This is a genomic window from Paenibacillus sp. Marseille-Q9583 (genome assembly GCF_976954365.1).
In genome coordinates, this window is the sequence record NZ_CDRJTB010000012.1 from 1 (window position 1) to 25222 (window position 25222).

The following is a 25222-nucleotide window of genomic DNA, read 5'->3' on the forward strand; positions in this document are numbered from 1 at the left end:
GATTGAAAGTGATTTTATTTTTAAAAAAAGATGTATAAAGTGGAACGTTGAAATAGTGTATCAAGATAAATCAGGGAGGATATCTCAACGTAAAATTGAAGTGATGGGGATTCGAGGAGATCAAATCCGAGCAACATGCTTATCCACTGGAGTACCGCGCGTGTTCTTAGCGGCCAGTTTTTGTCTTGGCAACCTGTCGAAGGAACAGCGTTATGCTTAGCGACATGGCCCGCAAGCTGCTGATGATCATGCGGCATTGCTCGGTGCATCACGGGTACATGCCTACTCTTGAGGTATTGGAGAGAAAGAGTGGGCGGACATCAGAAAAGATTCGTGCTGGGCTGCAGGAATTGACAGAGAATAACTACATTCTGTGGGAGTTCGGGAAATCGCCAGAGAGTGCGGTTGTCGTTGAGGGATGGGAGCAAACTGAGGATCGACCAACATCAGTTTCATGGGGCTTAGACGGTGGTCATATAGATTACTAGACAGATTACTAGGAGGGCAGACATCATGGCGAAGAAATTGGAAAGTATTTGGGATTGCAGTTGAACGATGCTACCGGAGCATAATATTCGATCATTAGTGATGAGCGGGAGCGGGGATTAAGATGAAAGCCGGTGCTTGACGCGCAGGAATGGGAATTGATTGATCAAGTGCTAGGTCGGCTCATAACCGATTGGTCGGGGGTTCGAGTCCCTCAGGGCCCACTTATCAAAAACCCTTACTTTGTAAGGTTTTTTTGCTGTCTATAGGCACATAGATTCAAAGGGAAGAGAATTAGGAAGGTCCGAATTTCGAGTTTGCTAACGGATTTACTGATGCAAGATTTATCGCCATGCGCTTACCGCAGGGATAGTTTAAATCTTTTGAATGCACTAAAGAGCAGAGGAATTTAATAAATTTTAAATAGAGGTCTGACATTCATTTGAAAAAATGCTATAATTATTAAATCAGTGTGTAGAGATATTGGTCTTTTTATTGGGCCAAAAATATATGTCTCATGATACGTCTGCCATCTGAAATATGATTCACGGAGATGACAAACATGCATGGAGACACAAGACTGCCCAGAAACGGAAAAGAAGGTATATTATTTTTACTCATTATTTCAATCATTTCAGTAAACACTATTGCCCCTATTATTGTGGGGTTGGAACGTGGCTTCAGTAAGGAAGTGTATATAGATACACTAAAGGTTATTCCGTTTATGTGGATGATCGTAGTTTTATCCGTAAGATTAGTTGCTGGGCCGATTGTTGGGAAAGTGATGCCAAAATTCATGGGACAAACCGATGGATTTAATGCTAGGATGCTGTTGAATACTTTATTGAATGTTACGGTGTTATCTATTTTACTATCGATTATCGGCACATGGGTTGGGACGAAGCAAATAAGTTTAGAGCCACTTAAAAACTTCCTTCATATCTGGCCAAGAAACTTTGGTATAGCATTTTGGATTGAACTGTTGGTTGCTCAGCCGATAGCAAGATTTGCGATGAAAACATTACACACAAGACAGGATCGTAAAAGAGAAAGTGTAAATGCGTAACTAGCTGAAACGTTGTATACGAATAAGAATCTCAGGAACGTCCATGGTGGGCGTTCTTTTTTTGAGTCCCGTTATCATAGCGGTATTGAACATGTAAAAAAGTCAGTAAAAGGGCGCTGTCGCAAAGCCATGAAATGGTTTTGCGACAGCGCCTTTTTTGTATTCAGCTAGACTTTTCTAATGGGTATGGTGCCCGAAAAGTTGTCCCAATCGTTGTTCTAGTCGCTGTACTCTCGGTTTCCGAGCATCATTCTTATGGTTTCATGCTATCCCATAGCTGCTGGAATGCCCCGGACTCGACCTTGAAGAATACAGGTGCCTGACCGTAACGTACTAGCCCTTGACCAAACAGCGTCAGCTCTACCCTGGCATTGTCTTCCAGCTGGAGATAGAGAACCTTGCGGTCTTCGCTGTCGTAGATGCCTTGCGCGGTAAGAGGCTCTGCTGCCAGCGGTTCGGCTGCTTGGAGTGCCTTCAAGAAGCCATTAAGCGCCTCGTCGTCAGCAAGCGGTGTGTACTGCTGCTGTCCGTTGTTCCAACTGTCGAAGCTTTCCCATTGTGTGGAAGTAATTCGACCTTCCAGATTTAACTTGCCAAATAGATCTGCGCCGCTGTTTACGGTGATCCCGTTTGTATGCTCATACAGTTCGGCGAATACCTCGCCGTTGATTTCCGAATAGGACATAATCAGGAAATCGGAATCATATCCCTTCACGGAATAGATATCCGTTTCGCCGATGTTAGAAGCTAACTCTATATATTTGTCTTTACCGCTCCATTCATCGATGCCACCTGTAGTACGTCCCAGCTTGTCACCGCGCAGAGCGGCAGCATCGGCTGCGCTGATTCGAGTCGCAGACTGTGTATAAATGTTATCTTTATATACGACTAGAGCGATCATATCTGCCATAACGCCAGATTTGGTATCCGGCAGTTCCAGCTTGGGGATAACAATGCTTTCGGATGCATTTGTTCCAGAATTGTCTGGTTGGCTTGGACCTGGAGTTACCTGAGCGATTTGCCCTTGAGTACTCTGGCCATTTAACTGCTGCCATATATTAGGTGAAGCTAAGCCGATCCCGGCGGCGAGGACGATACTTGCCGCGATATAAACCGTCTTGCGTGGACGTTTCCGCTCCTGCTGTTGCTCCAGTTTGTCGATTAATTCTTTTTTCATCTCTTCACCTGGTTTCATAGATTCCACCGCTTTCTTGTATAATGTTCGAAACTGATCTTCTTTCATTGTGATTCCACTCCTTCCAGCTCCAGTTTTAACAGTTGCCGTCCCCGCTGAAGTCTCATTTTCACGGCAGACTGGCTAATCTGCAGAATCTTGCTGATTTCCTGGATGGGATAGTCCTCGTAATAATAAAGATGGATTACGGTTTTATACTTCATAGGCATCGCCATAACTAACTGCAATAGAGCCAAATCCTCGGGGGTATCTACCGCAATCGGCTCAGCAGTTTCCAGCTTAACCTCACGCTTGCGCCAGCCTCTGCCCAGTAATGTTTTACAATGATTGGTGATTACCCGGATCAGCCATGCTTTTTGATGTTCAGCGTCTTTGAACTTTGGTGCTTTTTCTATCAGTTTGATGAAGGTATCCTGAGTGGCTTCTTCGGCATCTTGGCGGCTGCCTAAATGGACCAAAGCAATCCGGAACAGCATATCTGCGTAGATTTCGTAACTCTTTATCACATGATTTCCCGGCCGGGTCATGGATCGTTGCATGATTCTATGCCCCCTTTACCTATAACACCATTTAGGACGGCATTTGGTCACTTTATGTTCCTGAGAAAATTTGTTAGCGTCTAGATCAAGGGTTAGGATCTAAAAAAAAGGCGCGATTGTCACAGTAGCCATAATCATGACTGCTGAGACAATCGCACCTTTATAATAGAAGTTTCCCTTTACGGGAGGGTCTCCTCAATGTGTTTATATGTATAGTTTGGATCAGTACCTTTTACAGGGGCCATGCTATATTGATAAATCCGATCCTTCTCTTTTCGATAAAAGTATCTTGCGTTAGGTTCATCAGCAAAAATCACCGTTGTACTTACGACGGGGGCCTTACCAATCTGGGTATAGATTTTATAAAGATCTTCATTCTTATAATCTCTCGTAGCTACCAAATAATGAATCACTTCATTGTCCATATGATTTCGGAAGGCCTGAAGCGCTAAAGAAGTGACTCCATATACAATAACGAAGGTAATAAGGATTATTTTTGTTCTTTTCTTCATTCATTCCCTCCATTTAGCTAAAATGTATATATTATAAGATAATATATTGTGACTGGTATGTCATATCTATTGTATCTTGTAATTTACACATTAGAAGGGAGGAAGGAAATGATGCAGCAAGAAGAAAAAATACAGGAGCTGGAGCGGCGAATTAAGGTATTAGAGAATCATACTAATCCGAAGCTACCAGGTCTGAGAATCTTATGGTTTATTATTTGGGGGTTCGTGGGCATATTCCTCATTCTAACTCTTATTGGTGTGATTCAGTTTGTATCCGCATAATAGAGAGCTTACTATAGGCAGCAATTTAACTACCGATAGGTTAACCCGCGTAGGTAAAGAATTGCCTGGGTATACTATACTGGCTGCCTTTTTATTATGAACTTACACAAATCATCTTCAGTCGTCTTTGGGTTCTTGCAATAAAATGGAGAAGGTCCCCGTTTCATGATCCACTTCAATCGACTCGATCCCAACAAAATCCGGAATTTCGGGGTGTACTGCATCTACGTTATAATCTGGATGAGTCATCAATAATTCAATTACTTTAATGGCTTCCATATCGATCCCCCTTGCGAGAAATTCCACCATAATTAATGGTCCTTCATTGCGACTACCCTTATTATCTCCGCAGTCATTATTGAATATGTGTTAATCGTTCTTCGTTTCTTCCCATCACGGCCAATAATTGCCCCTGAAAAACACGTCTTTGAATTTGATCAATCCGCTGTAAAGCCAGCTCGCTTGGCACTTGAAATTCTGCTGCAAGATGGCTGATAGCATCTTCCCGTTGCTCAGGCAATGTCATGCGGGAGATCATGGAGTAGGGCATAGCTGCATAAAGAATAAATCGCTCAGATTCATCCTCCTGTGCCCGCGTAAAATGTTCTGGCATCAATATTTGATCGGTACCATGGCGGAGCAGATGACAGAGCTCATGGAGAAACTCTAGCCGCTGCAGACTGGCTGGAAGCCGGTTGTCAATAAACATGGTGTACATCCCCGCTGATGCTTCGATGCTCTTGCTTCTTACATCCAAATAATGAACCCAAATATTAAGCCGTTCTGCAATATAAGCAATCGAAATTTGCGAAGGCTGAGTAAGGTTCAGACGCTTGTATAAATCTTCTGTCCACTTCTCCAGCGCAGTCATTTGATAATAGGATTTCATGTTATTCACATCATTCACCTCATTCAGAATCAAATATAAGATCGTATGTTCGTATAATAAGACAAAAGAAAAGCCCGAGGGGCTATGTAGGGTAAAAAATATAAGGACACATAAGAACGAGTGTTCTTGTGTGTCCTTAGCATAAAGCAATTAAACACTAATATCAAGTGTTTTTCCTAAATTGGGAGCAACGCTTTTGCCCAGCATTTCGACCATCGTTTGACTCTGGGTTTCAGCCTGATTTTTGGCAATATTCATGACTTGTATTCCTACATTTTGAGCTAAGGATGCTTGGCTCATTGCTATTGATAACGCGGCTATATCCATATCGCACCTCCTTTGTGTATATCCTGTTTATCGACTGTGCCTACCTAATTCATTAGGTGAATAGCATTTGTTTGCCAGTTCGCCCAAACGGCTTATCTCCTTTTTACATATCTTGTGCTGTAGTCATTAATCATTAGGAGGAATTAATTATGGGAATGGAACATTGTGGTTGTAACGTAGGTCCTGTAGTAAGCCCAGCAAATGTAGGTCCGGTGTGTAGTCCTTTTACTTCAACAGGAGCTATTCTGGTACTCTTCATCTTGCTGGTTATCATCACTAAAGCTTGCTTATTCTAAGCTAGCTGATGCACATTGTAGCCCCATCCGGCGTATGCCGGATGGGGCTATTCTTTTGAAGCATAGTCCTCATTTATCAGCCGAGTTATTATTTGAACATAAATTCTACGCGGGTTCCATCCGCATAATCTTCTAACTGATTGCCAACCCAGCTTCCTGCCCCGCGGTTATCTTTTGGGGTTATGTATTCAATGTCGGCCCCTTTGCCGCCTTCATTACACATGGCCATGGGCCATTCATCGCGGTCGTAGCCTTTTTTGGTGGGGATCCCTTTTAAGGATTCTTTGCGGTTGTCTTCAGCCTGCTCACGGTTAATCGTGCACGTCGCGGACTCCCCTTTAGCAATCGCGTCCTGAATGTGCTTAGCGGTCTCAGGATAACGATCTGATGGGAAGATCAGCTGAACAACTTCCGAATCAGATGTGGATGAGGGGGCTGCCGGATCTCCGTTCTGTTCATACCAGTAACCGCCCAAAGCAAGTAACACAACAATGATGAGACTGGTGAGTAATTTCTGTATTTTCAAATCTGCTCCTCCTTTTTTGGAACTTAAAATAGTATATCTTATATCATAATGCAGTGCGATTTAATATACTTAGGGAAAATAAGAGGAGGACGGAATTGGATATGGAGTATTTGATTACGATTGAAGATCAGACGCTTATTGCCTCTGCTGAAGATATTATTACTAGACGCTATGAATGGGGAAGACACCATGTAGGGGCGGCGCTCCGTACTAAGACGGGGGAAATCTTTACAGCGGTACATGTAGAAGCTAGCATGGGACGAATTACAGTCTGTGCAGAAGCGATGGTGATTGGAAAAGCGATATCCGAAGGCTACAAGGAATTTGATACGATTGTTGCGGTAAGGCATTCTGATCCGGACAGCGAGGAAAGAGAAATTAAAGTAGTTTCTCCCTGTGGGATGTGCCGTGAGTTAATTGCTGATTACGGGAAGGATTGCAAAGTTATTGTATCCGAGGACGGCCGGTTAGCTAAATATGATATTTCTGAATTACTACCGCTGAGATATACGAGGTAAATTGGAGATATAGTCAGGAGCCGCCGGGCTCCTTTTTTTATTGAGCCGTGAATTTATTCAGCAGTTCCTTACACTGTCCTAAATTAATTTACAACTTCATGTCCATTCGCTGAGTTCATGTCACTATTGTCCCCATACTATAACTTAAAAAAGTTAAAAGGATGTGAGAGTGGATGGAACAGCGCAATCTTCGAAATATGGTTGATTCGGCATCGAGGTTTGTGAGTGATGTTCAGTGGCAAATCGCGTATCGTAAATTGCAAATGGCTCCGGCGGATTCGGAAACGGTACCTTCTGCTCAGAAATTGTTGAATACCCTTTATTTTCTGCAAGGAAAAGGATGGATTAGTGGACAACATGATTATTTGGAGAGCGCGGATGAGTTCAATGGGAAGCTGAAAAATACTAGTGGGCAATTCGCCGCCCTTCACGGCTATGAGCTGGGGGCAATCAATAATCAGACGGCGGCACTAATAGACAATCAGCGGGATTGGGTCGTTAGCAGCGCTATTCGCTGGTATAAAGCCGGTGGAATCGTAACGATTAGCTATCACGCTCAGTTACCAGGGACTGCGCCAGCTTGGGATAACGTATCTACGAGCATAAGCAACGCTGATTTTGACAAATATATAACCCCGGGTACCTCTCAGTACAACGCACTGATCGCTGATCTGGATAAGATAGCCCTTTCTTTAAAAAAACTAAATGATGCAGGTGTTCCTGTGCTCTGGCGGCCGTATCATGAAATGAATGGTGGATGGTTCTGGTGGGGGAAGAAGATCAATTACGTGGGACTGTGGAACCTTATGTTTGACCGTTTCACCAGCTATCATAAGCTGCATAATTTATTGTGGGTCTGGAGCCCAAACGCCAAAAATCAGTGGAGTGATGACCCTGCCGAATACTACCCAAGCGGTGACAAAGTAGATGTGCTGGCACTAGATATCTATGATGGGGATTTTAAGGGGAGTCACTATGATAGTCTATGGGATCTGGGTCGTGGAAAAGTGATCGCGATTGGAGAAAATGGAGAACTACCGTCCCCTGCACTACTATTTAAAGCACAGCCTAAATGGTCTTATCAGATGACCTGGGGCAAGCTTCTTTATGAGAAGAATACCGATGCGGTAATTAAAGCCTTTATGAATGACAGCTTTGTATTCACGCGGGAAGAGTATGCTGCTGAGGCGGCAATTGTAGCCGCTAAGGGAGACAGTGTGCTGCAGAGTGGACTATGGGGGCAATATTACAATAACATGACTCTTAGCGGCGCACCTGCGCTGACGCGAACCGATGCTAACATCCAATTTTCGTGGAAACAGGGTTCGCCTGATCCAGCCATTCGTGTCGACGCTTTCTCTGTGCGGTGGAGTGGAAAACTGACTGCAGCCTATAGTGAAACCTATACCATTTACTGCTCCTCTGATGACGGGGTACGGGTGTGGATTGATGGAGGGCTGATCATTGACAGCTGGGTGAATCAGAGTGGACAGGAGCGAAAAGGCAGTGTGAATCTGATAGCTGGCAAGCTACATGAAATAAAAGTGGAGTACTATGAGAATGAGGGGGACGCGCGAATTGTATTGCAGTGGGAAAGTCCTAGCCAACCCAAAGGGATTATTCCAGCAGGAGCGTTTTATCTTCCATAAGACGATATCGAACTGATTCGAGCATCGGAATATTAGCGAAAAAGCCCCGGATTTCGGGGCTTTTTTAATGTGAAAGGTTCTTAGATTTGTTCACGGTAGCTAATGTTGTTGGCGATCTTCTCGTCACGAACAGCTTTGCGCAGAACATCTTTGACGGTTTGGGCATCATGGATTTTTCGGAAAAGAAGCTGAGGCGCTGAGGCATCATCAGAAAATACAGTTAATGTACCGATGCCGAGCATCCGGTCCATGATAGATTGTGCTACGGATAAATCGCGTACACGCAGTAATTCGATTTCTTCGACATTTTTACCGATAAGTCCGGTCTTTACCATAATGCGCTGGCTTGTAATGGTGTACGTAGTCGTGTTTAGGCGTACGATTCCTTTGAGGCGATCAGAGATACTGGCTGGTTTGCCTTTCCAGAGCACGACTTCTTGAGTAGCGTTTGGATTTGCTGATGGACGGCGGGCGGTCACTGGAGCAGTGCCGTCAATGCTAGATCCGCATTCTCCACAAAATTTAGCGCCCTGCTTATATTCTGATCCGCAGGTTGTGCAATAAGGCATAAATACTCTCCTTCCCTGATTACAATTGAAATAATTATAACATAATAGTCATTTTACATAAATTTCATTTGCGCTTTACACAAACCGACATTATTCTGTTAAGTGGAGGGATAAATAATGAAAAAAGTGTTACTAATAGGAACGCTAATGCTGACTGTCATCCTTAGCGCCTGCAGCAATAATAATTCAACTTCATCGGCACCTGCCTCGGAAGAAGAAGTGCAGGAAACCGTGCAAAACTTCTACAATGAAATGTCTAAGCTTGATGAATTAGGAAAATCATCTTTAGTGGAGTTCAACGAAGCTATTGCTGCTTATTCAGCAGGAGAACTTTCGGACAGGCAGTTGGAGAAGAAGATTAACGAATTCCAAAAGACCGCAACAGACCTATCCAATCAGGCTGAGAAAGTGAAAATTTCCTCTAGCTTGCCCGAAGACATTCGTAAACTGCTTGATGAGTCCAAAATTGCTTTTCAAAGTGCTTATTCTCTAAAAGAACAGGCCTCTCAAGGTGCTGATTCCGCAGAGGTCACTGCTGAGAAGTTCGAGGAATTGAATCAGAACGCTGACGTCGCGATGCTATACGGCATTTCCAAGCTTAATGAAGCAAGAGAAGCAACAGGACTCATCGATGCTGATGGTCAGTCCACCGCTGAATCAGAGAAAGTTCAAGAATAGATCGAAATTTAGACGCTGAACAGTTCAACTGTCAGCGTCTTTTTGATGCGATTTTGAGCTTGAGTAGAGGTAACACTGCCATTCCTATAAATAAGCCAGCTACGATTCCTTTTGTGAGGTCTGAGAGGGTACTGCTTCGATATACGAGGGGGTATAGACACAGGAATAATACGGGAATTAGGATGAGCAGGGCATTGTTTTTTTTCAAGTAGAAAGCTCCTCTCAATTAGATATTCATTATTATACAACTTTTAGATAAAAGAGGAGGATTTGAAAATGGTATCTTTTTCCTGATTATTGATTATTCAGCGAAGGTGTGGATATAATACAAACATACGTTCGTGTGTTGCGGAATAAGTATAGAAATTAGGGAGGGGTTACTATGGGCAAAAAGCTGGAGAAAAACGGACTGTGGGAAAGCAGTCGCATGATGCTGCCGGAGCATAAGGTAAGAATTATTAGGGATGAACGGGAGACCCTGCGCCGGATTAAGCCTATTCTGGATGAGCAGAAGCTGGAGGAGATCGAATGTACACTGGCCTTATCGTTACGGAGTCATGTGCGCGTCACTGTTGTGCTGTTTGATCCTTTTGAGAATACGACACTAAGTGGTTTTGTGACTTCCATTCACACCCACTCGCGTGAGTTTAAGCTGCAGTGGGCGGAGGAATGGAAGTGGATCAATGTAGATGATCTAGTGGAGGTTTACATCGTCTAATGCTGAGAACCGCTGACTTCACTTTTTTCATAAGCAATTAGGGTCACCGTTGGGTTGCCGGTCAGATTTGCAATGGAAGCTTCGGCATTTCGAATAATTTCGAGTGCTTCTTCCTGCTCACTCAGGGCAGCAACTTTATAGCTATCGCTATGAATGTCCATATGTGTTCCCACCTTTCGCTAATATTTTGCCCTTTTTTGTAGAAATGATCCAAGGTGAAGAAGCTATGAATAGGTGCTTTTCAGGGAAGATCTCGGGGATACCGGGGTCTTTTTTTTGCAGATGCAAGCAGGGGTATTAGTACAAGCGAATGGGGAAGCGGGATCATTGATTATACCAAGGGGTGATTCTATGCTGACTTTAGATCAAGTGAGGGACAAATCGGCGGCGAGGCTTGTTGGGCTTCATCCTGTTTTGGCAGCAGGGGCGAAGGCTTTGATTCAGCAAAGCTATGCCAGAGGAGTGCCCATCGTTATTACTCAGGGGTTACGGTCGATTGCTGAACAAAATGCTTTGTATGCGCAGGGGAGAAGTAAGCCTGGACCTATAGTTACCAACGCCAAGGGTGGAACCAGCTATCACAATTATGGCCTTGCGTTTGATTTTGCGCTTTTGCTGCCGGATGGAAATAGTATTTCCTGGGATATGAATCGTGATGGTGATAAAGATAAAATAGCGGACTGGCAAGAGGTTGTACAGGTGGGGAAACAGCTAGGGCTTGAGTGGGGAGGAGACTGGACGTCTTTTAAAGATTATTCACATCTGCAAATGGCCTTCGGCTTAACTACGACTCAACTTCGGGCAGGTAAACGTCCTACGACGGATCAGGTCAATGAAGCTTTAAAAAGAATTACTGGGGAGGATGGTCAGGTGAACAAAGACGTTAAAGTAACGATAACCTTAAACGGCACTAAACTTACGGATGGTGTTCTTGATACCGGCGTAACGTATGTACCCGTGCGTGCTCTGGCTGAGGCGCTTGGGGCAAAGGTTACGTATGACGCAGCAAGCAAGACAGTGAATGTAGTAAAAGAGTAAAGCTATTCATGTATAGACAGTGCCACACAAGGGGAAATTATCAGTGATAACTAACCATAAAGGGAGGCATAACACTGTGAACAAGCTGATAACAAGCCTTGCATGCGGTACTGTACTGTCAATGAGTATAATGGGAGCTAGCTACGCTAATCCAATCGGGTCAGCCGCTTTAGGCGGTATCCCCAACGCTAATACTGGTATGGATGGTACTGTGAATAACACTCGGATGATGAATACGGAAGGCAATCTAATGAACGGCACCACGGGAACGATGAATCAGCATGAGAGCATTATGAAAGATAAGATTCGCACAGGGGAAAATTATAGACCTAGCACCAATAACTACAATGAGAACTACACCCGGGATAATTACAACAGAAATACGGTAACTCCACTATCCAACACTACAACGGATGGTAGATATCGGGCAACCAGTACTACTACGAATACTGGGACTACCAAAAGAGGCTCTAATTGGGGCTGGCTCGGATTGTTTGGACTCTTGGGCCTTGTCGGAATGAGAAGCAGAAGTGACGAACGCAGATAATTGACATGCCAAATAACCCGTGTCGGCATATGCTGGAGCGGGTTATTTTTAATGTGATAAAACTTTTTTTGAAAAAGGGATTGCGCGTTATCGATATTCATGATATTATATTTCTTGTCGCGTTATACGTAAACATCGTATGAAGCTTCAACACATAATATGCCGGGGTGGCGGAACAGGCAGACGCACAGGACTTAAAATCCTGCGGTACGTGAGTACCGTACGGGTTCGACCCCCGTCCTCGGCATCACAGTGAAAACCTTGAGAAATCAAGGTTTTTTTGTTTTTCTTGAAGGAAAGTTTTTATTAAAAGCTAAAGGTCCTTTGTACTTAGGGATCACATCATAGCACACAGAAATCAGGTTGGAAATACTCTTTTTCAGTGCTTGTCAATTCACAAGCTCTGGAGAGGAGTTTTTAATATGTAATATTTCATGAAGTACCGTATATCGAACTGAACGTACAGTGGTGTGAGAGATTGGAGTTCTTTCATTATTGTCGAATAACATCTTAATTTGTTGTATCATTGTTTAAGCTAGTTTTCAAGATTCAAGGAGGGTTATAGTTTGCTTACACTGAGAAGGGCCGAGCCGCGTCAAAGTAAAAAGCTCAGTCTCACATCGCTGCTTACGGGCTTGGTTACGCTGGTGGTTCTACTAACCTCAAGCATTCTTCTGATTGGTTCTTACGAGTCCAAAAAACAATCATTGATGGAGACTACGCTCCATTTGAATTACTACAACGCTGACCGAATGACCAAGACAATGGACTCCTTATTTCAGTCCATGCGTAGCAGTTTGGAATACAGCGCTGCCACACTCTCCAATGACGATGGCTCAACGCCGAAGCAAGTAGATGATTATTTGGAGCTGATGCGCAATAGTAGCAATTACTTCAATTCTATCACCGTGGTCGATGCCGATGGGCTGGTCCGCAACGTAGCACCGGCTAGGGTGGGGACAGTAGGCGACCGTATCACTTCTAAGGCTAGTTTGGAAGCTCTGGCGTTCAAAAAACCTTACATATCCTCCCCCTACATGACCCCAACCACCAAGAGACTAATTGTGTTTATGAGTCAGCCGATTTTCAGCAACAATGGCATATATCGCGGTATTTTGAGCGGCACGTTTTATCTGCAAGAGAACAATATTTTGTCTATGATTTTTGGCGACAACAACGTGGACAATTCTGGCTCTTATTATTATATTGTGGATTCAAGCGGGCATCTGTTGTACCACCCGGATAAGCAGCTCATTGGGGTGGATGTCAGCAGTAACAAGGTTGTACAGAAACTTATGAAAGGGGAAAGCGGGGAACAGCAAGTGCGCAACACCCGTAGCGTTGAAATGCTTGCCGGATACTCCAGCGTTCCGGCCAACGGATGGGGAATTGTAGTCGTTTCTCCGCTTAGTGTCATCCATTATCAACTGATGGGTCACCTTCGGACAATTCTCGGGTATTCGTTGTTTCCGTTCATTATACTCCTGATGGGCGTCATTCTCGTAGCGTGCAAGTTGGCCCGGCCTTTTGTCTCCCTGGCGAATCTGGTGAGCAGGATGGGCAAGGAGAAGATTGTATTGCCGGAAGCGAAGCCACAATGGAGCCGAGAGGCAGATCTGCTGACCAAGGCTGTGTTGCTTGCCGCGACGGATATTCAGAAGCAGACGGATCAACTGACCCAAGAGGCTACGACGGATGCACTGACCGGTTTAATGAACCGGAGATCGTTAGAGTATACGATGGGCCAGTGGATTGCCTCAGGGCAACCGTTTTCGCTCATTGTGCTGGATGTAGACAAATTTAAACTCGTGAACGATACCTACGGCCATATCATCGGCGACGAAGTGCTGAAACATGTAGCCAAGGTTATAGTTAACTCGTTTCGCCCAGACGATGTTTGCCACCGCTACGGCGGCGAAGAGTTCGTCATCTTACTGGCCCACACTAGACCCGAGGAAGCTTTCACCGTAGCTGAAAGAGTCCGGCGGGCACTGGAACAAAGCAGGGGTCCAATCCCGACACAGATTACGATCTCCCAGGGAATCGCCCATTATCCTGTTCATGCATTGGAGCGGGAGGGGCTTCTGGAGAAGGCGGATCAGGCGTTATACCTGGCCAAGAGCAGGGGAAGAAACCAGACGATGGTCGCCGATGGTTGAAACCATTGCTCGGCATCACAGTGAAAACCTTGAGAGATCAAGGTTTTTTTGTTTTAAGTTTCCAATTAAAGAGTGGGGCACACTGTACACATGCCGGTCTCTAAGGATGGAGACTACGGTCATTTATCAGGGGATGCACGATATTCCACTAACGGACTCCGGAAGTGATTCTCGCCAAACAACTGATTCAGATGAAATCTACGATGATTGTAGTGCAAAACTGAACGAAGTCGGCGCAGAGAAAATAGATTGGGAATCTATTGACTGGTTAAAGTGAGAACATCGCTATTCACTGGCAAGGATTATTAAATAGGAAAACCCCGATTCTTCCATTACTGGATAATCGAGGTTTTCGATCATGGCTGCTTCAGCGCTCAAGTCCCTCTGTTCAGCTTATTTTGTATATCAGCAAGGGGATTTCTCATGTACCCTGTTTTTATTTTGCAGGCCAAATTTCATCTTGCAAAGTTATAGTACTTCCAAGGGCGATGGCTTCATCGACCGCGAATGACAGTCTGATGTCTGTTAAGGCATCCGCTAATGAGTATGCTGATATTCCCGTGTGCAGGAAGCTGGACATATTCAATAAGGCTTGTCCTATCCCAATCTCTTCATCAGAAAGGGGAGAGGGGTGAAACGGGTTCTGAAATAGACTAAGCTGTCCTGCACGCAATTCATGCAAGGAGAGACTTTCCAGACTGCCTTCCTGTCCGCCTTGAATCCGACTAATGTTCATATACTCGGTCTCTTCGGTTCCCAAGCGACGGATAATCTCATTATCGCGAATTTCCCCATGTGATCCGCGGATGAGGACCCGGTTGGTACGGAGGGGCGAGAAATATTGGGAGCGAGTGAAGTCAAGCACAGCGCTTTTGCCGGAGGGAAACACCATAATTGCGATATCCTGCTGCTCTGTCTTCAGGTCATCTTCGACCTCCCTCCCCCTATAAGAGAAGTCCATGATTGGAACCTCTAGCCGGCGAGCTGTGATTTCACATGCTGTGCCAGTGATCGAGAGCCATTTACGGATTAGGCTGATTCCATGATAACCATGCGCAACAGAGACTTGAACATGACCTACCTCGCCCAAATGTCCGGTTTGAATATAGGCGGTTCTTGCCTGATGGTGAGGCAACAGCGGATATTGCTCGGCTATTTGAATCAGAGGGAAATCCATGGCGCTTGATCGAAGCAGTTCATATTCAGCCGGCGTAGAGGCGGTGGGTGTTTCGGCCAACACAGGTACTTGCAGCGCTGCAAGCTCCAACAGCAGTGAGGCGGCAGCGGTCTTGGACACCGCCAGGACCACAAAATCGCTCTCGGCCGCAAGGTGTTCTATCGAGCTGTATACGGTCAGTTTCCATTTGTCGATCAGTTGCTGGTATTTGGCAGGGTTGCGGATCAATACACCTGTTACCTGAAATTGCTGCGGAAGCAGGTGAGCCAACTTAAGATACATTTCCGCCCGCCAGCCGCTTCCGATTATTCCAAAACGAATAGGTCTGTTCATCTTTAAAATACACCTCTAATGGTTGATTAGTATGTAAATACCTTCGTAGCACAGGCATCAGTTGTCTCTTATTATTGTATATAAATAAATGATAGAGTACATAGGATTATGTATAATGTGAAACTATTACTTTTTATTGTCTTTAGCTAAGCTATCTTATGTATTTACATACAAAGGAGCGATTATCCAATAGCCGGATGATCGCTCCTTTGTATAATCCACTTATAAAATTTCAATCAATGACCCATTCCGTGATTGTTAACGGTGTAAATTGTAGAACCGGAATCGACAGCGGAAGCACCAGCAGAGGCGATCATCAAGCTTGAACTAATTAAGACTACGACTGTAAGTAAGAACATTTTCTTTTTCATTAGTTAACTCCCTCTCTATTATAGTTTTCATTATGTTGTGATGCACTTGGAGCTGTGATTGATTAGCATAGACTCTAAGGATCTCAAATAATGCCGCTGCTTTCTTAAAGCCTGTATCATCTTTCAGCGTAATACTTAATAGTAAGGTTTCCAGAATTGTGTTTATCGCATCGCACATATTCTCCTGTTTGTAGTGGTACATCGCCAGCAAGAATTTGTAATCCACAAAATATCTTATACTCTCTTGAGTTCCTTGTGCTCTTATATCGTTAGCGTTTATTTCGAATTCACTCAGAATCCAATCTACGGAATAGTTATATTTTATCGAGGATTCCAAGATGGTAATTAGTCCTGGCAGTAACTCTTCCTCAGCACTGTTTCTAATAAATTCAACATACTCCTTTAGGACTCCTGTCTTGCCTTCCAAAAGGTCGAGCACGTAGGTATTGGCTTTTGCAATATTACAGTAGTATTTGACTTCATTAATTCCTTCATCATCTAGTCCTTTGATCCAGCCCAATTCAGCATATTTTTGAATACACATTCTAGCCTCAGGATACTTACCGAGCTTTTGAAGTGCGATTCCTTTTGAACATAAGCTAAATCCAAAATAATAGGGAATACTCCGCTTCAGGTTTTGTTCTTTCATTGTGTCACTGCTTGTCTCATATATGAGTGTAATCTGGGTGATCAACCTGTCTGCAACTTCAATCATAGCATCCCAATTTTCCAATGAAAAAGATGCCTTAAGCATACTAGTTAAGGAATCAGCATTTAATCCATCCAAATCCAACTTCAATGCGATCTTCCTTTCTTCAGCATATCACCATCGGTTATTGCTATGTCGTTTGTATCTCTAGATTATTCTTTATTTTACCAATATAGTAAGTGATTTTCATCACTGGAACAAGGAAACAAGAGTTTGTTTTGTGATTGTCCAAATATAACTAAGGTACAGTGTTTTCACTAAGTTCCATAGAATCGAGGGATTTATGTTTGTTATGCTGTTTATTTGCCCCTCTGTTTTGGGGTTATTTGTACGTAAAATACCGAAATGTACCTATCTTGGAAATCCATATTCAATTATGATCTTTCCAAAAGAAAGCGCTATCAAAGTAATTTTGACCACATTTCATGAGGGGGGAAGGATGATTTGAAGCGAATGGGAAAAAGATTGGGTATGAGTCTGCTAGTATTCATTATTGCAGCTGCACAGTTCGGTTTTACAGGAATGAAAGGCAATGTTGCGCAAGCGGCGGAAAAGAGTATGGCTCAAAAGCCGTATATGGGCTGGAGCAGTTACAGTATGCAAGTGTATGATGGGGCAGGAAACTGGACATCGGCGGAGAGCGTTAAGAAGCAATCGGATGCGATGCATGAGAAGCTGCAAGCCCATGGATATGAATACATTAATATTGATGCGGGCTGGAATGGCGATATGGATGAATACGGGAGACCTATTCCTAGTGAAGTCCTTTATCCAAACGGATTTCAGGAGGTCATTGACTATGTTCATAATAATGGACAAAAGATTGGGGTCTATCTGATCCCGGGGGTATCTATCGATGCATATAACCGAAATCTTGAGGTGCATGGGACAGGCGGCGAATGTCGTATTCAGGATATTACGGCCAAGCCGCTTACCATTATGGATTATTGGAATTCCTACACCTATAAAATTGATTTCACGAATCCCTGTGCCCAGAAGTATGTGGATTCCATTGCAGATATGCTTGGTGAGTGGGGGATCGATTTCGTCAAATTCGACAGCGTAACCCCTGGGTCGGGGATTGACAACTTGAGCCGGGATGCACGCGGCGATGTAGAAGCATGGTCCAAGGCTTTGGATAGAAATAACATCTGGTTTGAGCTATCCTGGGCGCTCGACCACAATTACGTAGAATTCTGGAAAAAATATGCTAACGGTTGGCGAATTGATTGGGACGTTGAATCTTATGACGGCAGTGGGTTGACAGCATGGCCGAGTATTTCCCGATTATTCCCCAAAGCGGCACTTTGGTGGCGGGACGCAGGTCCTGGCGGCTGGAATGACTTCGATTCCCTGAATGTTGGTAACGGCTCCATGGATGGTCTGACCAAGGATGAGCGGAAGACTGCGATGACGTTTTGGTCCATTTCTTCCGTACCGCTCTATACAGGGAATGACATGACACGGCTGGATAGTTATGGACTAGAACTGCTTACCAATGATGAGGTAATTGCCGTAAATCAGGCCGGACGTCCTGGCCATCCGGTATCGATGGATACCCAGCAGCAGGTCTGGTACGCCAATAATGGAGATGGGACTTACAGCGTTGCTTTGTTTAATCTGGGTACTCGGGGTGCGGAGGTTAAAGTCAAATGGAGTGATCTTGGCCTTGATGGTCCGGCTTCAGTGCGCGACCTATGGAGCCATTCTGAGCTGGGAACCTTTGAGAAGGAATTCAGCGGTGGCATCCTTGAACCCCATGCCTCTCGCATGCTTAAAGTAACCGCGCTAAGCGGTGCATCAGCTGTCAATAACGATGATACAGGGATGCGCTACCGAGGAGATTGGAAGCGAAATGGAGGCAAGGAGCTGTTAGAGGGGAAGCAGGATCTGAGCATTACAATCAAGGATTCCAGTGCTGCTGCTACGAACACTCCTCAAGAGGATGCTCTTAACTCTGGGGCTGACCCTGCTGCGGATTCAGCTTCGGCAAGCAATACCACCGTTACGGATGTGGTTTACATTAATGATAATGACAGCGGCATTAAATACAACGGCACATGGCAGGTAAGCTCAGCCCGAGAACATGGAGATTATAATGGCGATGTGCACTATACCGAGAAGGACGGTGATTCTTTTGAGTACACCTTTACGGGAACGGGCATTGAGCTGCTGACGGAAAAGCATGAATCGCAAGGAGAAATGATTGTTACATTAGACGATGGGGTTGCACAGACTGTAAATGCGTATACAAGTGGAGCGAGAGAGGTACAACAATCTCTTTATAGTGTATCAGGACTTTCTAACGGCCCTCACACGCTTAAGGTGAGCAAGGGATCGGGAAATTATATGCTGCTCGACGTGCTGAGAGTGACAACAGAAAGTCCGGCTGGGGGTCAGAACAGTTCTATCACTCCAACTTCCGCTGGTTTTGATAAAGCAACGGAACAACAGAAGGATGTCACAGTCACGCTTAATCTGCATGGTAATACGGTGAGTGGTATTGAGAATAATGGAGTGGCACTCCGCGAAGAAGATTATACGGTGACTGATGACCAATTGACCATTAAGAAGGAATATCTTGCACAGCAATCTGCTGGCATAACAAGTCTTAACATCATCTTTAACGCCGGTGATTCACAGACACTAGCGGTACACATTAGCGATTCTACAGGCATCCGTTATGTGATGGTTAATAATGACGATCCGGGAATCAAATATAACGGTACTTGGTCCCGCAGTAGTGGAAGAGGAATGGGCGACTACAATGACGATGTGCAGTATGCGGAGCAGAATGGTGATTCTTTTGAATATACCTTCAGAGGAACAGGAATTCAACTGTTCACTGAGGTAGACGAATCACAAGGGGATATGGATATCTATGTAGACGATCAATTCAAGGGCACGGTAAGCGCTTATCGAAACGGGCGATTGTCACAGCAGATTCTCTACAGTATCTCTGGGCTTACAGATGGACAGCACACACTCAAGGCTGTGAAAAAATCAGGCAGATTCATGCTGCTTGACATGCTCAAGGTAGAGATTCCGAATATGATTAATCCGATCGCAGCGAGCTTTGATAAATCGCCTTCTGCTCAGCAGGACATTGAGATTACACTTCTACAACAGCCGGAAAGCTTTATAGGCATTACGAATGGATCATATCATCTGGTTCCTGGGACCGATTATACGGTAGCTGGTGACCGTGTTACACTGAACAAATCTTATCTCGCAGCACAACCACTGGGAAAGCTGAACCTCAGCTTTACTATTGGTGGCGATTATCTTAATGATGTGCATTCAACGACAGTGGACGGCGATTCCTTTGAATATACCTTCAAGGGCACTGGAATCCGCTTGATTACACCTACGGGTCCAGATCAAGGTGAAGTAGATATTTATGTGGACGGACAATGGATTCAGACCGTGAATGCTTATAGTCAGAGTCGACTGACACAACAGGAGATTTATAGTATTTCTGGATTGGCAAGCGGCTTACACACACTTAAAGCTGTGAAGAAATCAGGTAATCTCATGCTGACAGATCAATTGAAATTCACAGTCCCAACCAGTGATGGCGGAACAACGAACCCTACAGAATCTCCAACACCAACGCCGACAGCAACACCTACACCAACTGATGCAGGGGGGCCTTCTATACCAGCTCTGCCTTCATCCACACCTACCCTGATTCCGACGCCAACGCCAACTCCGGCATCTGGAACTGATGGGAAGGATGATGCCGAGACGATGCGACATTCGGCGTATATCAACGGATATCCGGGAGGCTTCTTTAAACCCGATGCTCCCATTACCCGTGCTGAGATGGCAACCATCCTAGCGAAGGTTGCTGAGAAAGAGGCCACTGGATCAGGCGTAACATTCAGTGATGTTCCCTCCAGCTATTGGGGGGCAGATGCTATTGCCAAAGTAGCTAAGATGGGACTAATGAACGGTTATATTGATGGTACTTTTAAGCCTAATCAACCATTGACGCGTGCAGAAATGGCTAGTTTAACAGCCATGCTGAGCCCGAATTCTTCTACAACATCGGGCCGTGGCTTCTCTGACATCACCGGTCACTGGGCACAGGCGGCGATAAAGAAAGCCCAAGATATAGGCATAATGAATGGCTACAGTGACGGAACTTTCCGCCCGAATTCCAAGCTTACTCGTGCGGAAGCCGTTACAGCTATCAACAGAGTTTTGGGCAGGGGCCCGCTTATGGGTGTCACACAGCCAGGGTGGAACGATGTTCCAGTCTCCCACTGGGCATTCGGTGATATTGAGGAGGCTTCGACCGACCATATCTCGAAGCCTAGTACACAAGGCGGAGAACAGTGGACAGAATAAGTTGAGCGATGAATGAACGGAGGGGCCTTCTTTGGCCCCTTTTTTCTGAATGATATGAGATGAGAAAAAGAAGGGGAGATGAGCAGGCTGGACTCGTATGATATTCAGGCGGTGATTCATCTTGCCGCGGTTACTGGCGGCTCAACTGAGGAGGAAAGCCTTGCTGTTAATGTGCTGGGAACAAGAAGATTGTACCGATATCTGCTTGACCACGGTTGCCAAAAGTTCATCACAGCGAGCTCCATTGCCGTGGTGGGTGGACTCACTGAGGATTTTATTCCGCTTGAGCTGCCTATCCCAGATGATCATCCCTGTTTGGCAGCGGATGCCTATGGGCTAAGCAAGGCTATGGATCGGTTCAAGGAGGAATTCGGTTTTGTGCCTTCACGTTCTACCCGCCATACGATGGGAACAACTTAGAAGGGTTAACACACTGGAAAGATAAAAAAATTTCGGATGGTGAATAAAAAGCAGTGATAACGGCGTATATCGCTGCTTTTTATCCAGTTCTGAAAGTTTTAACACCTGTAAAATTGGGTTTGCACACTTGACTATCAAGTAAAATGTTTTAATCTATGGTAATGATAGCGCTATCGAAATGATATTAGGGGAGGGGTTACTACGCTTAAATATTCCAATATCTTTCGTAAATTCTTAATCTCCTATGTAGTCATTTTGGTCATTCCCAGCATTGGCGGATATATGTCCTATCTGACTTCGATTTCTGTGACAGAGTCTATCTCTATTGAGAACGGAGTCACCCAGCTCCAGAAAAGTCAGGAAATATTGGAGCGCCGCATGGCGGAAGTAGAAGGGTTTACCAGGCAATTAGCAGTCAACCAGGAGCTAAACGTTCTGATGAATGAAAGAGACAATGAGACGAACGTGTATGGCATTTGGAGAACGATGCGGAATGTCCTGACTTTCGGTCAGACGAATGATTTTTTGCAAAACTATTATATTTACCTCGCCAATTATAATCTTATTCTAACCCCAGGTTCTTCTTACCGTCCGGAACATTACTACTCTAATTTCAACTATAAGGATCTTTCGCTACAGGATTGGACCAAAGAAGTGCTTGAGAAAACACACCGCAGTGAAATCAAGCCACTCAGTGACTATGTTAGCAGGGGCATGCAAACTTCCGTTATTACCTATATGCAGTCACTCCCTCTGGATAGTTTCAACGATTCCTCACCAGCTGTCGCGGTAGTGATCATAGACGAGAAAATCATTTCAAGTCTGTTATCTGGTCTAACTGAGCGATACGGAGGCTGGGTTCATATCAGCGATGCTGAAGGAAATACGATTGTCCTGCAGGGAAGTGATGAGCAGAAAATGGCCCATATGACCGCTGATTCGGATTTTGATAAAAACAAGGTTAGTCAGTTCTATGAAGACGATCTAGTGATCACGACTCGTTCTGATTCGAACGGCTGGGTATACCAGACAGGGATTCCCCGGCATATTTTGATGGAGAATGCTAACAAGATCAAGCAAATGTCCATACAAATTACGGGAGGAACATTACTCATCGGCTTGGTAGTTGGACTAATTTTAGCTTACCGTAACAGCGCTCCAATCAACCATATGCTTAGCGTCATGAAGGAGCAATTTGGTAAGGAAGAGGCCTCCGCCAAGAATGAATTTGACTTTTTAAGCGGAAATATTGCCAATATGATCACCAAGAACAAGTTGCTGGAAACCGAACTTAATCGTCAGCTTCCGTTGGTCAGGGATGCATTTCTGAAGCGGTTATTAGCAGGTGAATTCAAAACGTATGATGAGATTCTCACTGCCGCTGAGCAGGTGGGGATTAACTTGAAACAGAACACTGGGTATGTAGGAATTGTTCAGATTAACGGCTATGCCGGCATGGACAGCGTTGAAATTCTCAATGAGCTGAATGCTTCCCGTTTGCTGCTGAAGCAGTCCCTATCGGATCTCGGAGTGGATGTACTAATGACGGATATGGGCTCCGACAAAGTGGTAACTCTGTTTTTCTCCAAGGAAGAAGAGACCGACAAAGCGTATGAGGCAGAAAATATCACTAACATTCTGGAGAATTTGGCGCAGTACGTTTTTAATGAGTACCGTATTACTACTCAGGCGGGCTTCGGTGATCTTTTCACGGAAATAACGGAGGTTAGCCTTTCCTTCGATCAAGCCAAGCAAGCTCTGGAATATGCCGTCTACATGAATAAAAAAGGAATTGTATGGAGTAGCGAAGCCCAAAATGAGAATACGACCTACTATTATCCACTGGATACAGAGCAACGTCTGATCAGTACCATTCGGGCTGGAGAGCTAGAAGAGGCTAAACGGATTGTCCGTGCGATTGTTGCCCAGAACATGGAACAGCGTGAATTATCCATGGAAATGAAGCAACAGCTTGTTGGTGAAATAAAAGGGACGTTTCTTAAGCTTCTGGATCAAAAGGCTTTTACAGAATACCCGGACATCGAGAGTGTGAAGCGGAGGGTCATAGACATTGGTTCATCGGAACGACTCGAAATGATTCAGACCGAATTTTTTGTCATTATGGAAGAACTGTGCGGACTTATTGCAAATAAAAAGAAGGATGTTCATATTCAGATTATTAAGCAGATCAAGGAATATACCGTAGAGAATTATTCGGATACAGAGCTGAGTCTGTACCGGGTAGCTGAACAGGTGGAACGGCCTGAAAAATACATTTCTCAATTGTTTAAAGAGGTTACCGGGGTCAATTTCTCCGATCATCTGATAAAAGTGAGAATGGATCAGGCTGTGATTTTGCTCAAAGATAGTCGGTATACGGTTGATGAGATTGCCATGCGGGTGGGCTATAACAGTTCACATTCTTTCAGACGGGCCTTCAAGCGGTTAATCGGCGTTTCACCGAGCGCTTATAGACAGTCAATTGATGAATAAACAGTTGTTTGGTGAAAATTAACTATTAGACTGATCCATTAAAAGAAGCAGCGGCGGACCAAGACTTGATAAATAAAGTCTTAGACTGCCGCTGTTGTCGTTCAACTAACGTTTCCCGGTAGCTTTGAGGATCGCCGACGGTCTATGCATCACCAATCTCTGAACTCCGATATACACGTGTCTACTTTACTTTATTTAATAAGTTTGTCACCATTCTGCTCAATGTCCCTTGATCGACGAAAGGAGCAAGACTTGCCAGCAGATCTGGGCTAAGATGTTTAGCATCGACTCCACCAATCAACTTCTCGAGATTTTCCTTGTCCAGAAAAGGTGCGAGGCTTATGATCTGGTCCGCATCGATAGTACCGTCTGCAACCCGGTCTACCAATCGGCTTAATGTTTCTCTGCTAATAAAGGGTGCCAGCCCTTGAACGGAATGCCAGCTCAAGCTGCCCTCTTCTGCTTGTTGTACCAACCGATCTACATGTTCTCTTTCAAGAAATGGGGCAATCCCAACAAGATTGTGCACTTCTAAGGAACCGTCAATCGATTTATCTACCAGTCGACTTAATGTGTCGCTGCTGACGAACGGAGCGAGTCCAGTAATAGTATTCCACACAATTTCGCCCTCTTCTGCCTGACGAACCAGTTCATCCAATGTACCTGTTCCAAGGAACGGAGCCAGCTTCATGATCACGTCTAACTTAAGGACGCTGCTGTCTAATCGTTCTGTAACCTTATGCAGAGCGCTTGCTTTTACAAACGGCGCTACTTCTACAAGCTCCTCCAGCTCAGCCTCTCCGGTATTGACCATCTCTGCAACCTGTTCCGGCCTGTTCTCTGCGATCTCCTCAACGATCGTTCCTAGGTGCGGGTGCTCCCGAATTTCTGTATTGTCTCCTGCATTTAAAATGTCGTCTACCGTTTTGCCGAATAATCTCGCAAACTTCGGAAGCGTTCCGATATCCGGTAGCGAGTCGCCCCGTTCCCATTTCGATACCGCTTGATGACTTACATTCAGTTGATCGGCAAGTTCCAATTGGGTCAAATCCTGGTCTTTGCGAAGCTTCGAAATATAAGCTCCAATTTTACGCAAGTCGAGCATTGTATACCTCCAATAAAACAAAATGTACAGTGCGCACTGTCAAAAACAGCATAGCATTTCTGCAAACGCAATCCTATCAAGCGTTGGTTGAATTGTCTCATGCGCTTTATTCAACTGCCGGTAGAATTGTCCAGATTGAAAATCTCCAGAGAGGGTCCTGATTCCGGAAAAATGGCCGTTCTACAGCTATTTTGTTCTCCCTGAATAGGGTTATTTGTACGCTGAAATGCCCAAGTGTACCTTTTCTTTGGGGATAAAAGTCAATTA

The 25222-nt window shown here is 44.7% G+C and carries 29 protein-coding genes and 2 tRNA genes; 18 read left to right on the forward strand and 13 right to left on the reverse strand.

Going from position 1 to position 25222, the window contains the following annotated elements; translation table 11 throughout:
* The 4 genes from ACWNM1_RS08135 to ACWNM1_RS08150 form a co-directional block, all read left to right on the forward strand.
* On the forward strand, positions 1-220 hold a 220-nt coding region (locus ACWNM1_RS08135; RefSeq protein WP_449600602.1), incomplete at its 5' end, for a hypothetical protein.
* Positions 213-488: a helix-turn-helix domain-containing protein gene (locus ACWNM1_RS08140; RefSeq protein ID WP_449600603.1), complete on the forward strand. Its 276-nt coding sequence runs from the start codon at positions 213-215 to the stop codon at positions 486-488. The genes ACWNM1_RS08135 and ACWNM1_RS08140, both read left to right, overlap by 8 nt.
* A gap of 151 nt (positions 489-639) precedes the next feature.
* Positions 640-710: transfer RNA gene (locus ACWNM1_RS08145), tRNA-Ser, on the forward strand.
* Positions 711-1048: 338 nt separating this feature from the next.
* Entirely contained in the window at positions 1049-1552 is a 504-nt protein-coding gene (locus ACWNM1_RS08150) for a hypothetical protein (protein WP_449600604.1), read from the forward strand.
* A 253-nt stretch (positions 1553-1805) separates the two neighbouring features.
* On the opposite strand, the gene ACWNM1_RS08155 is transcribed toward ACWNM1_RS08150, so the two are convergent.
* The 3 genes from ACWNM1_RS08155 to ACWNM1_RS08165 all read right to left on the reverse strand — a co-directional run bounded on the left by ACWNM1_RS08155 (position 1806) and on the right by ACWNM1_RS08165 (position 3798).
* Positions 1806-2795, reverse strand: coding sequence for a hypothetical protein (locus ACWNM1_RS08155; RefSeq protein ID WP_449600605.1), 990 nt, complete (start codon positions 2793-2795; stop codon positions 1806-1808).
* Complete coding sequence (locus ACWNM1_RS08160; protein WP_449600606.1) at positions 2792-3286, reverse strand: RNA polymerase sigma factor; 495 nt, start codon at positions 3284-3286, stop codon at positions 2792-2794. Before ACWNM1_RS08160 ends, ACWNM1_RS08155 begins: the two co-directional genes overlap by 4 nt.
* Positions 3287-3465: 179 nt before the next feature.
* The gene (locus tag ACWNM1_RS08165) at positions 3466-3798 is read right to left on the reverse strand and encodes a DUF3139 domain-containing protein (RefSeq protein WP_449600607.1); all 333 of its coding nucleotides are present in this window, start codon (positions 3796-3798) and stop codon (positions 3466-3468) included.
* 108 nt (positions 3799-3906) lie between these two features.
* On the opposite strand from ACWNM1_RS08165, the gene ACWNM1_RS08170 reads away from it, so the two are divergent.
* Complete coding sequence (locus tag ACWNM1_RS08170; protein ID WP_188114643.1) at positions 3907-4080, forward strand: hypothetical protein; 174 nt, start codon at positions 3907-3909, stop codon at positions 4078-4080.
* Positions 4081-4197: 117 nt separating this feature from the next.
* Here the strand turns inward: ACWNM1_RS08170 and ACWNM1_RS08175 are convergent, their stop codons facing one another.
* The 3 genes from ACWNM1_RS08175 to ACWNM1_RS08185 form a co-directional block, all read right to left on the reverse strand.
* A complete protein-coding gene (locus ACWNM1_RS08175; protein ID WP_170880221.1) occupies positions 4198-4359 on the reverse strand; it encodes a hypothetical protein in 162 nt (53 codons plus the stop codon).
* A gap of 76 nt (positions 4360-4435) precedes the next feature.
* Positions 4436-4969 carry an ImmA/IrrE family metallo-endopeptidase gene (locus tag ACWNM1_RS08180; protein ID WP_449600659.1) on the reverse strand — a complete coding sequence of 178 codons (534 nt, stop codon included), beginning with the start codon at positions 4967-4969 and terminating at the stop codon, positions 4436-4438.
* A 150-nt stretch (positions 4970-5119) separates the two neighbouring features.
* Entirely contained in the window at positions 5120-5296 is a 177-nt protein-coding gene (locus ACWNM1_RS08185; RefSeq protein WP_283908573.1) for a YjfB family protein, read from the reverse strand.
* A 149-nt stretch (positions 5297-5445) separates the two neighbouring features.
* Here ACWNM1_RS08185 and ACWNM1_RS08190 point away from each other — a divergent pair, with 149 nt between their 5' ends.
* Complete coding sequence (locus ACWNM1_RS08190) at positions 5446-5592, forward strand: hypothetical protein (RefSeq protein ID WP_156114850.1); 147 nt, start codon at positions 5446-5448, stop codon at positions 5590-5592.
* Positions 5593-5680: 88 nt separating this feature from the next.
* Here the strand turns inward: ACWNM1_RS08190 and ACWNM1_RS08195 are convergent, their stop codons facing one another.
* On the reverse strand, positions 5681-6112 hold the full coding sequence (locus ACWNM1_RS08195; RefSeq protein ID WP_042194351.1) for a NucA/NucB deoxyribonuclease domain-containing protein: 432 nt from the start codon (positions 6110-6112) through the stop codon (positions 5681-5683).
* Between the two features lie 107 nt (positions 6113-6219).
* Here ACWNM1_RS08195 and ACWNM1_RS08200 point away from each other — a divergent pair, with 107 nt between their 5' ends.
* Both ACWNM1_RS08200 and ACWNM1_RS08205 read left to right on the forward strand, forming a co-directional pair.
* Positions 6220-6636: a cytidine deaminase gene (locus ACWNM1_RS08200; RefSeq protein WP_042194350.1), complete on the forward strand. Its 417-nt coding sequence runs from the start codon at positions 6220-6222 to the stop codon at positions 6634-6636.
* Positions 6637-6809: 173 nt separating this feature from the next.
* Positions 6810-8285 (forward strand): glycosyl hydrolase, encoded by a 1476-nt coding sequence (locus ACWNM1_RS08205; RefSeq protein WP_449600608.1) that lies wholly within the window; start codon positions 6810-6812, stop codon positions 8283-8285.
* An 80-nt stretch (positions 8286-8365) separates the two neighbouring features.
* Here the strand turns inward: ACWNM1_RS08205 and ACWNM1_RS08210 are convergent, their stop codons facing one another.
* On the reverse strand, positions 8366-8854 hold the full coding sequence (locus ACWNM1_RS08210; RefSeq protein ID WP_149646644.1) for a PH domain-containing protein: 489 nt from the start codon (positions 8852-8854) through the stop codon (positions 8366-8368).
* 117 nt (positions 8855-8971) lie between these two features.
* Here ACWNM1_RS08210 and ACWNM1_RS08215 point away from each other — a divergent pair, with 117 nt between their 5' ends.
* Together ACWNM1_RS08215 and ACWNM1_RS08220 are read left to right on the forward strand one after the other, a co-directional pair.
* Positions 8972-9532 carry a hypothetical protein gene (locus ACWNM1_RS08215; protein WP_449600609.1) on the forward strand — a complete coding sequence of 187 codons (561 nt, stop codon included), beginning with the start codon at positions 8972-8974 and terminating at the stop codon, positions 9530-9532.
* Between the two features lie 382 nt (positions 9533-9914).
* Positions 9915-10250, forward strand: a complete 336-nt coding sequence (locus ACWNM1_RS08220; protein ID WP_449600610.1) for a YolD-like family protein — start codon at positions 9915-9917, stop codon at positions 10248-10250.
* Here the strand turns inward: ACWNM1_RS08220 and ACWNM1_RS08225 are convergent.
* The gene (locus ACWNM1_RS08225; protein WP_179283823.1) at positions 10247-10411 is read right to left on the reverse strand and encodes a hypothetical protein; all 165 of its coding nucleotides are present in this window, start codon (positions 10409-10411) and stop codon (positions 10247-10249) included. The genes ACWNM1_RS08220 and ACWNM1_RS08225 overlap by 4 nt on opposite strands.
* Before the next feature lie 190 nt (positions 10412-10601).
* On the opposite strand from ACWNM1_RS08225, the gene ACWNM1_RS08230 reads away from it, so the two are divergent.
* From ACWNM1_RS08230 to ACWNM1_RS08250, 5 genes are all read left to right on the forward strand, one after another.
* Complete coding sequence (locus ACWNM1_RS08230; protein ID WP_449600611.1) at positions 10602-11288, forward strand: M15 family metallopeptidase; 687 nt, start codon at positions 10602-10604, stop codon at positions 11286-11288.
* A gap of 76 nt (positions 11289-11364) precedes the next feature.
* Positions 11365-11835 (forward strand): hypothetical protein, encoded by a 471-nt coding sequence (locus tag ACWNM1_RS08235; RefSeq protein ID WP_449600612.1) that lies wholly within the window; start codon positions 11365-11367, stop codon positions 11833-11835.
* A 161-nt stretch (positions 11836-11996) separates the two neighbouring features.
* Positions 11997-12082 (forward strand) — tRNA-Leu (locus tag ACWNM1_RS08240).
* A gap of 319 nt (positions 12083-12401) precedes the next feature.
* Positions 12402-13994, forward strand: coding sequence for a sensor domain-containing diguanylate cyclase (locus tag ACWNM1_RS08245; RefSeq protein ID WP_449600613.1), 1593 nt, complete (start codon positions 12402-12404; stop codon positions 13992-13994).
* A gap of 106 nt (positions 13995-14100) precedes the next feature.
* Entirely contained in the window at positions 14101-14271 is a 171-nt protein-coding gene (locus tag ACWNM1_RS08250; RefSeq protein ID WP_449600614.1) for a hypothetical protein, read from the forward strand.
* 159 nt (positions 14272-14430) lie between these two features.
* On the opposite strand, the gene ACWNM1_RS08255 is transcribed toward ACWNM1_RS08250, so the two are convergent.
* The 3 genes from ACWNM1_RS08255 to ACWNM1_RS08265 form a co-directional block, all read right to left on the reverse strand.
* Positions 14431-15504, reverse strand: coding sequence for a Gfo/Idh/MocA family oxidoreductase (locus ACWNM1_RS08255; protein ID WP_449600615.1), 1074 nt, complete (start codon positions 15502-15504; stop codon positions 14431-14433).
* A gap of 236 nt (positions 15505-15740) precedes the next feature.
* A complete protein-coding gene (locus ACWNM1_RS08260) occupies positions 15741-15875 on the reverse strand; it encodes a hypothetical protein (RefSeq protein ID WP_449600616.1) in 135 nt (44 codons plus the stop codon).
* The gene (locus ACWNM1_RS08265) at positions 15832-16674 is read right to left on the reverse strand and encodes a DNA-binding protein (protein ID WP_449600617.1); all 843 of its coding nucleotides are present in this window, start codon (positions 16672-16674) and stop codon (positions 15832-15834) included. Before ACWNM1_RS08265 ends, ACWNM1_RS08260 begins: the two co-directional genes overlap by 44 nt.
* A 363-nt stretch (positions 16675-17037) precedes the next feature.
* On the opposite strand from ACWNM1_RS08265, the gene ACWNM1_RS08270 reads away from it, so the two are divergent.
* The 3 genes from ACWNM1_RS08270 to ACWNM1_RS08280 all read left to right on the forward strand — a co-directional run bounded on the left by ACWNM1_RS08270 (position 17038) and on the right by ACWNM1_RS08280 (position 23850).
* Positions 17038-20937, forward strand: a complete 3900-nt coding sequence (locus tag ACWNM1_RS08270; RefSeq protein WP_449600660.1) for a X2-like carbohydrate binding domain-containing protein — start codon at positions 17038-17040, stop codon at positions 20935-20937.
* Positions 20938-21015: 78 nt separating this feature from the next.
* Positions 21016-21357 carry an NAD-dependent epimerase/dehydratase family protein gene (locus ACWNM1_RS08275; RefSeq protein ID WP_449600618.1) on the forward strand — a complete coding sequence of 114 codons (342 nt, stop codon included), beginning with the start codon at positions 21016-21018 and terminating at the stop codon, positions 21355-21357.
* Positions 21358-21639: 282 nt separating this feature from the next.
* The gene (locus ACWNM1_RS08280; RefSeq protein ID WP_449600619.1) at positions 21640-23850 is read left to right on the forward strand and encodes a helix-turn-helix domain-containing protein; all 2211 of its coding nucleotides are present in this window, start codon (positions 21640-21642) and stop codon (positions 23848-23850) included.
* Between the two features lie 181 nt (positions 23851-24031).
* Here ACWNM1_RS08280 and ACWNM1_RS08285 read toward each other — a convergent pair whose 3' ends face one another.
* Positions 24032-24955 carry a helix-turn-helix transcriptional regulator gene (locus ACWNM1_RS08285; protein WP_449600620.1) on the reverse strand — a complete coding sequence of 308 codons (924 nt, stop codon included), beginning with the start codon at positions 24953-24955 and terminating at the stop codon, positions 24032-24034.
* Positions 24956-25222 lie beyond the last annotated feature (267 nt).